At 69.3% G+C, this 12,612-nt stretch carries 9 protein-coding genes; all 9 read left to right on the forward strand.

The genetic code is table 11. The annotated features are described in order from the left end of the window. Positions 1-4 precede the first annotated feature (4 nt). A complete protein-coding gene (tssH, locus tag OOT46_RS23300; RefSeq protein ID WP_265406019.1) occupies positions 5-2,728 on the forward strand; it encodes a type VI secretion system ATPase TssH in 2,724 nt (907 codons plus the stop codon). Positions 2,729-2,743: 15 nt separating this feature from the next. Continuing rightward, the gene (locus OOT46_RS23305; RefSeq protein WP_265406020.1) at positions 2,744-3,565 is read left to right on the forward strand and encodes a M15 family metallopeptidase; all 822 of its coding nucleotides are present in this window, start codon (positions 2,744-2,746) and stop codon (positions 3,563-3,565) included. A gap of 1 nt (position 3,566) precedes the next feature. Then, positions 3,567-4,109: a hypothetical protein gene (locus tag OOT46_RS23310; RefSeq protein ID WP_265406021.1), complete on the forward strand. Its 543-nt coding sequence runs from the start codon at positions 3,567-3,569 to the stop codon at positions 4,107-4,109. A 4-nt stretch (positions 4,110-4,113) separates the two neighbouring features. After that, the gene (locus OOT46_RS23315) at positions 4,114-5,484 is read left to right on the forward strand and encodes a tetratricopeptide repeat protein (protein WP_265406022.1); all 1,371 of its coding nucleotides are present in this window, start codon (positions 4,114-4,116) and stop codon (positions 5,482-5,484) included. A 143-nt stretch (positions 5,485-5,627) separates the two neighbouring features. Continuing rightward, positions 5,628-7,865 (forward strand): type VI secretion system Vgr family protein, encoded by a 2,238-nt coding sequence (locus OOT46_RS23320; protein WP_265406023.1) that lies wholly within the window; start codon positions 5,628-5,630, stop codon positions 7,863-7,865. A 10-nt stretch (positions 7,866-7,875) separates the two neighbouring features. Then, positions 7,876-8,235, forward strand: coding sequence for a DUF3592 domain-containing protein (locus OOT46_RS23325; RefSeq protein ID WP_265406024.1), 360 nt, complete (start codon positions 7,876-7,878; stop codon positions 8,233-8,235). Positions 8,236-8,239: 4 nt separating this feature from the next. Further along, a complete protein-coding gene (locus tag OOT46_RS23330; RefSeq protein WP_265406025.1) occupies positions 8,240-10,918 on the forward strand; it encodes a DUF2169 family type VI secretion system accessory protein in 2,679 nt (892 codons plus the stop codon). Beyond that, positions 10,915-11,964 carry a pentapeptide repeat-containing protein gene (locus OOT46_RS23335; RefSeq protein ID WP_265406026.1) on the forward strand — a complete coding sequence of 350 codons (1,050 nt, stop codon included), beginning with the start codon at positions 10,915-10,917 and terminating at the stop codon, positions 11,962-11,964. The genes OOT46_RS23330 and OOT46_RS23335 overlap by 4 nt, the downstream gene beginning before the upstream one ends. Before the next feature lie 10 nt (positions 11,965-11,974). Then, the gene (locus OOT46_RS23340) at positions 11,975-12,610 is read left to right on the forward strand and encodes a DUF3540 domain-containing protein (RefSeq protein ID WP_265406027.1); all 636 of its coding nucleotides are present in this window, start codon (positions 11,975-11,977) and stop codon (positions 12,608-12,610) included. The last annotated feature ends 2 nt before the right edge of the window (positions 12,611-12,612 follow it).

Here is a 12,612-nt window from a genome sequence, read left to right on the forward strand (position 1 = left end):
AACCATGAGTGAGATCAGCCGCGTGGCTTTGTTCGGCAAGCTCAACACCGTCGCCTACAAGGCGGTCGAGGGCGCCACGGTGTTCTGCAAGCTCCGGGGCAACCCGTATGTCGAGCTGGAGCACTGGGTCTCGCAGATCGTGCAGGTGGCCGACAGCGACTGGCATCGCATCATCAAGCACTACCAGCTCGACGTCTCGGTGCTGGCCAAGGACATCACCAATGCGCTGGACCGCCTGCCGCGCGGCGCCACCGCGATCTCGGACCTGTCGGACAACATCTCCAACGCGGTCGAGCGCGGCTGGGTCTACGGCTCGCTGAAGTACGGCGAGGCCCAGGTGCGCACCGGCCACGTGCTGGTGGGCCTGCTCAAGACCTCCTTCCTGCGCAACGCGCTGTTCGGCATCTCGCGCCAGTTCGAGCGCATCCGCCCGGACGACCTGGCCGAGGACTTCGAGACCATCGTTGCCGGCTCGCCGGAGGAAGGCCTGGCCTCCACCGACGGCAGCTCCCTGGGCGGCGCCGCCCCCGGCGAGGCCAGCGGCGCGATGCCGGCCGCGCAGATGGGCAAGCAGGAGGCGCTCAAGCGCTTCACGGTGGACCTCACCGAGCAGGCGCGTTCCGGCAAGATGGACCCCATCGTCGGCCGCGACGATGAGATCCGCCAGGTCATCGACATCCTGATGCGCCGGCGCCAGAACAACCCCATCCTGACCGGCGAGGCCGGCGTCGGCAAGACTGCGGTGGTGGAAGGATTCGCGCAGCGTATCGTCAAGGGCGACGTGCCGCCGGCGCTCAAGGACGTCGAGCTGCGCACCCTGGACATCGCGCTGCTGCAGGCCGGCGCCAGCATGAAGGGCGAGTTCGAGCAGCGCCTGCGCCAGGTCATCGAGGAGGTGCAGGCTTCGCCCAAGCCCATCATCCTCTTCATCGACGAGGCTCACACCCTGGTGGGCGCGGGCGGCGCGGCCGGCACCGGCGACGCGGCGAACCTGCTCAAGCCGGCCTTGGCACGCGGCACCTTGCGCACCGTCGCGGCCACCACCTGGGCCGAGTACAAGAAGTACTTCGAGAAGGACCCTGCGCTGACCCGCCGCTTCCAGATGGTGCAGGTCGACGAGCCCTCGGAGCAGAAGGCCATTTTGATGCTGCGCGGCGTCGCCACGATGATGGAAAAGCACCACAAGGTGCAGATCCTCGACGAGGCGCTGGAAGCGGCGGTCAAGCTCTCGCACCGCTATATCCCGGCGCGCCAGCTGCCGGACAAGGCGGTCAGCCTGCTCGACACCGCCTGCGCGCGCGTCGCGGTGAGCCTGCACGCCACCCCCGCCGAGGTCGAGGACAGCCAGCGCCGCATCGAGGCGCTGGAGACCGAGCTGGGCATCATCGGCCGCGAGAAGAGCATCGGCATCGACACCAGCGAACGCGAGGCGAACTGCAACGCCCTGCTGGCGACCGAGCGTGAACGCCTCGAAAACCTGACCGTGCGCTGGAACAGCGAACGCGGCCTGGTCGACGACCTGCTCTCGATCCGCGCCCGGCTGCGCGGCGGGGTGAGGTCGGTGGAGGGCACCGGCAGCGCGCTCGAAGCGTCCGCCGAAGCCGTCACGCCGGACGAACAGAAGCTCACCGAGAGCGACCGCGCCGCGCTGCTGGAACAGCTCAAGAGCGTGCAGGCGCGCCTGACCGAGCTGCAGGGCGAGAGCCCCCTGATCCTGCCGACGGTGGACTACCAGGCAGTCGCCAGCGTGGTTGCGGACTGGACCGGCATCCCGGTCGGCCGCATGGCCCGCAACGAGATCGAGACGGTGCTGAACCTGGCGAAGGCGCTGGGCCAGCGCGTCATCGGCCAGGACCACGCGATGGAGATGATCGCCAAGCGCATCCAGACCTCGCGCGCCGGCCTCGACAACCCGAGCAAGCCGATCGGCGTCTTCATGCTGGCTGGCACCTCCGGCGTCGGCAAGACCGAGACGGCGCTGGCGCTGGCCGAGGCGCTGTACGGCGGCGAGCAGAACCTCATCACCATCAACATGAGCGAGTACCAGGAGGCGCACACGGTGTCGTCCCTGAAGGGCGCGCCCCCGGGTTATGTCGGCTACGGCGAGGGCGGGGTGCTGACCGAGGCGGTGCGGCGCAAGCCCTACAGCGTGGTGCTGCTCGACGAGGTCGAGAAGGCCCACCCGGATGTACACGAGCTGTTTTTCCAGGTCTTCGACAAGGGCTGGATGGAGGACGGCGAAGGCCGCCAGATCGACTTCAAGAACACCCTGATCCTGCTGACCACCAATGCCGGCACCGACCTGATTGCCAGCATGTGCCGCGACCCCGAGCTGATGCCCGACGCCGAGGGCCTGGCCAAGTCGCTGCGCGAGCCGCTGCTGAAGATCTTCCCGCCGGCGCTGCTGGGCCGCCTCGTGACGATTCCCTACTACCCGCTCTCGGACGAGATGCTGGGCCGTATCGTCGCGCTGCAGCTGGGCCGAATCAAGAAGCGGGTGGAAGCACGCTACAAGATCCCGTTCAGCTACAGCGACGAGGTGGTCAAGCTGGTCGTCTCGCGCTGCACCGAAAGCGAATCGGGCGGCCGCATGATCGATGCGATCCTGACCAACACCATGCTGCCGGACATCTCACGCGAGTTCCTCGGCCGCATGATGGAAGGGCGGGATATCACGGGGGTGCGCATCGACGTGGCCAATGGGGAGTTCGCCTATAACTTTGCCTAGGGAGAGGACCACACCATGCCTGCCGAAATACAGAGTTCAGTGGGGTATCGGGGCGCCAACCGCCCCGATGACGTGATCATCGTCCAGCGCCTGCTGATGCAGCGAGGCCTGGACACGGGCGGTGCCGACGGCCAGTGCGGCCGGCGCACCCTGGCATCGATCCGCACCTTCCAGACCGGCTTCCTGAGGAACCCGGACGGCCGCATCGATCCGGGCGGCACCAGCTGGCGCCGCCTGGTCGGCAGCGCGACGGCGCCAGTCCCGCCGGTCACGCCGCCGGCGCCGGCCGACGGCACGCTGACCCGCCTGCTGCCGCGGCCCGACCGCAGCACCATGAACCCGGGCCTGGTGGCGGTGAGCAACCGCTACATGACCGAGAAGCTCGGCAACCCGCGCAACAGCTACACGCAGGACTGCCAGTCGATGACCAACGAGAGGCTCAAGCGCCACGTTGTCACGCGCAGCGTCGGCCCCTTCCGCGTCACCGGCCTGAGGCCGGCGGTGGACAGCCTGCAGACGGTGCTGGACGAGGTGAACCAACGGCATCGTGAGGTCTACACCGCACTCGGCACCGCCGGCATGTTGTGCTGCCGCCTGGTGCGTGGCTCGACCAGCTCGATCTCCAACCATGCCTGGGGCACCGCGATCGACCTCAAGCTCAATGGCCTGCTGGACCGCCGCGGCGACAACAACATCCAGTACGGTCTGGCCCTGATCGCCCCGATCTTCAACCGGCACGGCTGGTACTGGGGCGCGGCCTTCCGCACCGAGGACGCGATGCACTTCGAAGCCAGCCAGTCTTTGATCGAAGCCTGGGCGCCTGCCCTGGGGGCCTGACATGACACCAGCCACCTCGCTTTTCCATGCGCGCCGCCCGGGCCTGTCCCGACGCATCGCGCTGCTGCTGCTGGCCTGCGGGCTGGCGACCAGCGCCTGTGCCGAGGCCGACCCGCCCGCCGGACCGGCGTCGGCTCCGGCGCCCGCTGTCCTCCAGGGTCCCAAACACTGCCAGTTTGTCGTGCCGCAAGGCTGGAGCGGCTACACGGTGCGCTGGGAAGGCGCTTGCGCCAAGGGCCGGGCCTCGGGCAGCGGCGTGCTGCGAGCCTTGGAGAAGCAGCAGGTGAAGGAGGTTTTCTACGGTCGGCTCGCCGAGGGCGCACCGCAGATCGGTGTGATCGAGAAGCCCGAGGGTCTGGTCGCCGGCGAGTTCAAGCAGGGCGCCGCGGTGCCGACCGACGACCCGGGCGTGACCGTGAAGGCCTTCCGCGAGGCTGAAGCGGCTGCCCTGCAGGCCGCATCCCGCTTCAAGGCAAGCGGCAACGAGGCCTCGGGCCGCTTCTACCGCGAGAAGGCGGAGATGCTGCGGTCCCAGATGGACTGACGCGATGAGCAAGCCTTCTTCCAAAGCCCGCCGCGGCAGCGCCAAGGCGCCCGCCCACCTCTCGCTGGGCGATGCGCTGCGGCTGGCGGTCGAGATGCACCGCACGGGCGCGCTCGACGACGCCGAGACGCTCTACCAGCGCATCCTGAAGCTGGCGCCGCGGCAGGCCGACGCGCTGCATTTCCTCGGCGTGCTGCAGCACCAGCGGGGCCGCAGCGAGGAGGCCTGGCCCTTGATCGAGCGCTCGCTGCAGGCCAACTCCAAGCTGCCGGACTGGCACAACAATGCCGGCAACGTGCTGCTGGAGATGGGCCGCCTGGACGAGGCGGCCGAGGCCTACGAGCGCTGCCTGGCGCTCGCGCCCGAGCGGCCCGATCTGCTCAACAACCTGGGCGTGCTGCGCCGCGCGCAGCGCCGTCCCGACGATGCCGAAGCCGCCTACCGGCGCGCCATCGAGCTCGCGCCCGACTTCGCCGACGCCTACAACAACCTCGGCAACCTGATGTCCGACCGCGGCCGCAGCCAGGATGCGCTGGCGCTCTACATCAAGGCGATCGAGCTCAAGCCCCGCCACCCGGAGGCGCGCAAGATGCTGGGCATCGGCTACTGCGCGCTGGGCCGGGTGGAGGAGGCCGCCCGGGTGTACCGCGAGTGGCTGGCCGAGGAGCCCGGCAACCCGGTCGCGGCCCACTACCTGGCCGCCTGCTCCGGCGAGGCCGCGCCGGTGCGGGCGTCCGACGCCTATGTCGAGGACACCTTCGACCGTTTCGCCAACAGCTTCGACGCCAAGCTGGCGCGGCTCAGCTACCGGGCGCCGCAGCTGATCCAGGCGGCCGTCGAGGCCGCCTGCGGCGCGCCGCAGAAACACCTCGACGTGCTGGACGCCGGCTGCGGCACCGGCCTGTGCGGGCCGGGCCTGGCGCCCTATGCACGCCGGCTGGTGGGCGTGGACCTCTCGGGGCAGATGTTGAGCAAGGCCGAGCCGCGTGGGGTCTACGACCAGCTCACCAAGGCCGAGCTGACCGCTTTCATCGAGGCCGCGCCCGACAGCTACGACCTGATCGTCTCGGCCGACACCTTGTGCTACTTCGGTGACCTCGGCGCGGTCTCGGCTGCCGCGTGCCGGGCGCTGCGGCCGGGCGGCTGGCTGGTCTTCACCGTCGAGGCCTGGAGCGCGGACGATGTCAGCACGGGTTTCCACCTCCATCCCCACGGCCGCTACAGCCACGACGCCGCTTATGTACGGCGGGTGTTGCTGGAGGCCGGTTTCGAGCCGCCCGAGTTGCAGAGCCAGCCGCTGCGCAACGAAGGCGGCAAGCCGGTGCAAGGCTGGGTCGTCACGGCCCGGGTCCCCGACACGGCCGCCTTGCACTAGGAGCGCGCGCGGCGGCGCGTATCCACGGCACAAGGGGACCGCAGGTTAGGGATACATTTTCTTGCCTCTGTTAAGGAAAATGCTTCCATACGAACAAGAGCGCTCGTCCGGCTGGAGGGGTGGGTTTTCTTATGCAACGCGTCATGGAAGTCAGCACGCCCTTCGGCGGGGACGTGCTCCGGTTCAGCTCGATGAGGGCGCACGAGGAGCTGGGACGGCTGTTCGAGTACCAGATCGAGGCGCTGTCCGAGCGCAATGACCTGAACCCGGACGAGATCCTGGGCAAAAACGTGACGGTGCGGCTGGAACTGCCCTTCGCCGAGCCGCGCTGTTTCGACGGCTACGTCACCCGCTTCGGCCTCAGCGGCATCTCCGGCCGCTACTACCGCTACCGCCTGACGGCCCGCCCCTGGCTGTGGCTGCTGACCCGCAACAGCGACTGCCGCATCTTCCAGAACAAGACGGTGCCGGAGATCCTCAAGGAGATCTTCGACAAGTACCCCTCGGCCTCGTTCGACACCTGCCTGACCGGCAGCTACACCCCCAAGGACTACTGCGTCCAGTACCGCGAGACCGACTTCAACTTCGTCAGCCGCCTGATGGAGCAGGAGGGCATCTACTACTACTTCGAGCATGCCGACGGCCTGCACACCCTGGTGCTGGCGGACGGGCCGAGCGCGCACCGCCCGTTCAGCGACGACTACAGGACCATCCCCTTCATCCCGCACGACCGCGGCGGGCGGCTGGATCAGGAATACATCGACGAGTGGTACTTCTCGCGCGAGATCCAGCCCGGCGCCTACGTCATCGACGACTTCGACTTCACCAAGCCCAGCGCCGACCTGCGGGCCTCCACCCGGCGCGAGCGCGAGCACGCCCAGTCCTCGGGCGAGTACTACGACTACCCGGGCGAATACCGCCAGGCCAGCGACGGCGACCACTACGTCAAGGTGAGGCTCGAGGAGCTGCAGTCGCGCTACGAGCTGGTCGAGGGGGCCGGCAATGCGCGCGGCATCGCGGTGGGCTCGCTGTTCCGGCTTTCCGGCCAGCCGCGCGACGACCAGAACCGCGAGTACCTGGTGGTGCGGACCACGCTGGAGCTGGAGGACAACGGCCACGAGTCGCAGGACGGCGTCGGTGCGCGGCTGCGCTGCGGTTTCGCGGTGCTGGACAGCCGCGAGACCTTCCGGCCGCAGCGCGTCACGCCCAAGCCGGCCGTGCAGGGCCCGCAGACGGCCATCGTGGTGGGCCCCAAGGGCGACGAGATCTACACCGACGACTACGGCCGCGTGAAGGTGCAATTCCATTGGGACCGGCGTGGCGAATCGAACCAGAACAGCTCCTGCTGGGTGCGTGTCTCGCACCCCTGGGCCGGCAAGAACTTCGGCATGATCGCGATCCCGCGCATCGGCCAGGAGGTCATCGTCGACTTCCTCGAAGGAGACCCGGACAACCCGATGGTGACCGGCCGCGTCTACAACAAGGAGCACATGCCGCCCTGGACGCTGGCCGACCACAAGACCCGCACCGGCATCGTGACCCGTTCGACCCAGGGCGGCTCGACCAGCACCGCCAACGAGCTGCGTTTCGAGGACAAGAAGGGCGACGAAGAGATCTTCATCCATGCCGAGCGCCAGCTGCGCACCGAGGTCGAGGTCGACGAGCTGCGCGACGTGGGCCGCGACCGCACCACCGACATCCACGGCATCGACCGCCTCACCGTCGACAAGAGCCGCTACGAGCATGTCAAGGGCGATTTCCGTGACCTGCTGGTCGACAAGATGAGCGTGCGCCGTATCGGCGCCGGCGAGGTCGAGGAGATCACCGACGGCCTGAAGACCACCATCACCTCCGGCGGGCACGAGCACACCGTCAGCGCTGGCGGCCAGACCCTCAAGATCACCGACGGCATCGACGAGACCGTGACCGGCGCGGTGAGCCAGACCATCCAGGGCGGCGGCTACACCCAGAGCGTCACCGGCGGCAACGCGACGCACACGACCCTGGGCGGGGCCTGGAACGTCGAGGCCAGCAACGGCCTCAACATGAAAACCCCGGCGGTGATGAACATCGAGGCCCTGGGCGGCATCAACATCACGGCGCCCGCCGGGGTGAACCTGCTGGCCGGCACCAAGCTGATGGGTTATGCCACCGAAGAGGGCAACATCAAGAGCTACGACTGGGGCATCAAGGGCATCAACGTCGAGACCAAGGGGGTGGACATCGGCGCCATCACCTTCAAGGGCGAAAACGTGGCCTTCCAGAAGTCGGAGGTGGTGCTCAACAAGATCGCCACCGTGCTGCAGCTTGCCAACCCGGTGACCTTGATCTCGCAAGGCGCGATCGCGGTGCACAAAAAGGCGATGACCATCATCGGTTGAGGACCCTGGCATGACATCGAACTCCTGGTGGTCGGCGGCCGCGGTCCTGGTGATCGTGCTGGGCCTGGCCTTCTACATGGCCCACCTGAGTTACCGTGACGAGCAGCTGCGCCGCCACGGCGTGGCGGCGACCGGCCGTGTCATTTCCGTCAATCAGACCGGCAGCTGGAGCGGCAACAACCCCGAGGTGGCGCTGGCGCTGGAAGTCGCCCGGCCCGGCGAGCCGCCGTACCCGCACACGCTGACCCTGGTGGTGGCGGTGGTCCACACGCCGGCGGTCCAGCCCGGCCAGGTGCTGCGGCTCAAGATCGATCCGAAGCGGCGCGACCGCCTTGTGATCGACGAGCCCTGGGCGGCCCACAAGGACTGAGCGCATGCGAGTCGTCAAGCCCCAGCATCTGTCGGTGCTGCACCGCTGCTTCGAGCGCCAGCAGCATGCCTACCTCGGCATCGCGGTGCTGGCCTACGTGCCGCTGCAGAACGAGCCGGCGCTGCTGCCGGAGCAGGAACTGTGGCAGGAGGTCCCGCCGCTGCTGGACCCGCAGATCCCGCTCGACATGGCGCTGCCCAAGACGGGCGGGGAGTTCCTGCTGATGGGCGAGGCCTGCGCGCCTCGCGGCGAGCGCGTCGGCGGGCTCGATGTCGAGGCTCGCGTCGGGGGCCTGCGCAAGGCCCTGCGGGTGTTCGGTCCGCGCTATTGGGTCGCGGGCCGTGCCACCGAGCCGGTGCCGGTCGATGCGGTACCGCTGACCTGGGCGCAGGCCTACGGCGGCACCGACTTCGCGGAGAACCCGGCGGGCAAGGGCAGGGCGCCGGAGGAGACCTCGCACGGCCGGCTGCAGCCGCTGGCGCAGGTCGAGTACCCGAACGCACCCAGCACGTTGCCGACCGAGGTCATCGCGCCGGCCAGTTTTGCGCCCATTCCGGGCGCCTGGCCGCAGCGCAAGCGTTTCGACGGCAGCTACGACGACGCCTGGCTGAAGCAGCACTATCCCGGCCCGCCGGAGGACTTCAACTGGCGTTTCCACGGCCTCGCGAGCGAGGACCAGTGGCAGAGCGAACCCTTCCAGGGCGACGAGGCGATCGAGCTGCGGCACCTGCATCCCGAACAGCCGCACATCGAGTGCCGCCTGCCCGGCATCCGCCCGGTGATCGCCGTGCGCACCCGGGCCCACGGGCCCGGCCAGGCGCGTTTCGTCGATGGCCGGCTGACGACCCTGTGGCTGTTCCCGCGCCAGCTGAGGATGGTGATGATCTGGCACGCGCTGCTGGAGGTGGACAACGAGTTTGCTGACGAGGTCGAGCTGCTGATGGCCGGCGCCGAGTGGATCGCCCGCCCGCGTGCCCGCGAGGCCTATGTGCAGGCGATCGATGCCCGGCTGCACCCGGACAGCGGTGGCTTGAAGGCGCTCGATGACCATGAGCTGCTGCCCGAAGGCCTCGCGACCCCCAACGAGATGATGCTGCGGCACAAGCGCCTGCTCGGCGCCAGCGGCGGCAGCCTGGAGCAGCTGAACCAGCGCCTGCGTGCCGCCCAGCAGGAGCTGGACGACCGGCTGGGCGCCGTGACCCCGCCCGGCTTGCTGGCCGAGGCCAAGGCCGGCGCGGCGCGGGCCCGCCAGGAACTGGGTGTCCCCGAGGTGCCGACCCAGGTGCCCGACGAGCCGGCCCAGCTGGCGGCGGCGATGCAGCAGATCGAAGCGCAGCTGCTGCCCCCGGCGCAGTTGAAAGCCGCCCTGGAGGCGCGTGGCCAGGCCGCGCTGCAGGCGACCCGGCAGGAGCTGACGGCCCAGGGCAAGTCGGTCGCGGCGCTCGATGCGCTGGCCAGACCCAAGCCCTCGCTGGCGGCGTTTTCGCCGACCCAGGCGGTGGCCCAGCTCGAACAGGTGCTGGCTCAGTCGCAGCAGGCGCTCGAACCGCGGCTCAAGAGCCTGGCGGCGCACGCCGAGAAGACCGCCGGGCCGATGCTGCGCGAGGCCGCCCACCTGCAGCCGGCACCGGTGCCGCTCGATCCCGAGACCGCCGGGCGCTGGCGCGAGGGCGCTGCGCGGGCGCAGGCGCAGGGCCGCAGCTTCGCCGGCCTGAAACTCAAGGGCGCCGACTTTTCCGGGCTGGACCTGTCGCATGCCGACTTCTCGGGCGCGGAGCTGGAGGGCGTGAACTTCAGCGGCGCGACGCTCACCGGCGCGAACTTCAGCCATGCCAGCCTGGCCCACGCCATCCTGGACGACGCCAAGCTCGAAGGCGCCAACTTCACCCAGGCCAACCTCGGCAAGGCCCGGCTCGCCCGGGCCAGCTGTGTCGGCTGCGAGTTCAAGGGCGCCACCCTGCAGCACACGGTGCTGGACCAGGCGGTGCTTTACGGCAGCCGCCTGGCGGGTGTGACGCTGCTGGAGATCAGCGCCGCGAAGTCGCACTGGATCCAGGTGGACCTGACGCAGGCGGTGATCCTCAAGTCGGTGCTCAACGGTGCCGTCTTCACCAAGGCGACGCTGACGCGTGCTTCCTTCATCGAGGCGCAGCTGCGTGAGTGCGACTTCAGCGGCGCCCGTCTCGATTCGGCGGACTTCGTGACCTGCCCGGTGGACGGCAGCCGCTTCGACGGCTGCCAGGCGAACAACGTGCGTTTCGTGCACGGCAGCAGCCTGCGCCGGACCTCCTTCAAGGACGCCCAGGTCGAGAAGGCCAGCCTGCGCGGCATGCCGCTCGACGGCGCCGACTTCAGCAACGCGCTGCTGGCGGGCAGCGACCTGAGCGAGGCGGGCTGCGCCGGCGTGAACTTCTATCGCTGCAACCTCAAGGCCGCGCTGCTGATCAAGGGCAACTTCCAGTCGGCCGTGCTGCGCGGCGCCAACCTGATGCAGGCGGTGCTGCAGCATGCCAGGCTGCAGGGTGCCGACTTGCAGGGCGCCAACCTGTTCGCGGCCGACCTGATGCGCATCGACGTCGATGCCTACACGCGCTTCGACGCGGCGGTGCTGACCAAGGCGCGTCTGCATCCGCAGCGCAAGGCCGGCCGCGCGGGACCTGAGACGACGGGAGGCGGTTCATGAAGCTGCAGGCCCTGGAAGCCCGGGTGCGTGCCGGCGATCCGGTGCACGAGACCAGCCTGGCCGGGCAGAGTCTGGCGCGCGCCGTGTTGCGCAAAGGGGTGTTCTATCGCGTCGACCTGAGCGGCAGCGACCTCACCGAAGCCGACCTGCAGGAGTGCTCCTTCGTCGAGTGCCGCATGGACCGCGTGCGCTTTAGCGGCGCGGCCCTGCGTCTGGCAACCTTCCACCGCTGCGCGATGTCGCAGGTCTCGCTGCTGGAGGCGAGCGCCGCCAGCGCCAGCTTTCACGAGTGCCGGCTCAGCTCGGCCGACCTGACGCGCGCCGATCTCGAGTTCGCGACGCTGGCCAGGTGCCTGCTGATGGGCTCCTCCTTGCGCGAGGCGCGTCTGGTGTCGGCCAACTTCATGGAATGCGAGTTCGGTACGCTGGACCTGGCCGGCGCCGAGTGGTTGCGCACGGTGTTCTACAAGGGCGACCTGAGGCAGGCCCGCTTCGGCGTGCCCCAGGGCGACCAGTGCGTCTTCACTGAATGCCGCCTGGCCGGCCAGCAGTTCGCTCAGGCGCATTGGCTGCGCACCCAGTTCATGGACGCCGACCTCAGCGGCGTGGACCTCACCGAGGCCCACATTGCCGGCAGCAATTTCAAGGGCGCGCAGTTGCAGCAGGCCCGCCTGAGCGGGGCTCGCGCCAGCCACACGCTGTGGGTCGACGCCTGCCTGGACGGTGCTCGCCTGGACGGCGCGCAGCTGGCCCAGTCGGTCTGGATGGGCGCCAAGGCGCGCGGCGCGAGCTTCCGCCAGGCCAGCCTGCCCGAGGCGGTGCTGCAGCAGGCGGAGCTGACCGACTGCGATTTCGAAGCGGCGCTGCTGCACCATGCCGACCTGTCCCACGGCAAGTTGCAGGGCAGCCGCTTCGGCGGGGCCGAGCTGTTCCGGGCGAACCTGCGCGGCACGCACCTGCAGCAGGCGCAGGGCCTGGAACGTGCCCAGGCCGCCCCCGACGATGCGGATTATCTGGCTGCCGAGCAGTGGCAGCCCGAGGTGTGAGGAGAAGTAGATGAGCCTGAAATCCGACTTGGCGCAGTCCGAGCCGCCGGCCGATGCGGCCGCTTCCTTCGTGACGCAGGCGGTGGTGCAAGCCCTCGGCGAGGTCGAGCGCAGCCGCGACGGCGTGGTGGTGGTGTCGAGCGAGCGCGGCCTGCTGCAGGCGCGGCTGGCCGTTTCCTGCCTGGTGCAGCCCGAGTGCGGCGACACCGTGCTGGTGGCGCTGCGCGGGCCGCAGGCCTATGTGCTGGCGGTGCTGGAGCGCGCCTCGGAGGCGCCGCTCGCGATGGTGCTGCCGTGCAGCGCCAGCCTCTCGGTGCAGGGCGACTTGCGGCTGCAGGCGCGCGGCGCGATCTCCTTGCAGGGCGAGGCCGTCGAGGCCGTGGCCGGGCGCATCAGCCTGGTGGGCCAGGCGGTGCACTGGCTGGCCGACACCCTGGAAAGCACGGCGGCGCGCATGAAGCAGGTCGCAGGGCTTTGGACGGTGCAGGTCAAGTCGCACCACCGGCACGTCGAGGACATGGAGATGGTCCGCGCCGGCCACGTCGACCTGCGGGCCGAGGAGGTGCTGCACCTGAACGCCGGGCACACCGTGATGAAGTCGCGCGAGCTCGTCAAGATCGACGGCAAGCAGATCCAGGTCGGGTGAGC

This window comes from Aquabacterium sp. A7-Y, from assembly GCF_026153205.1.
Classification (GTDB): Bacteria; Pseudomonadota; Gammaproteobacteria; order Burkholderiales; family Burkholderiaceae_C; genus Caldimonas.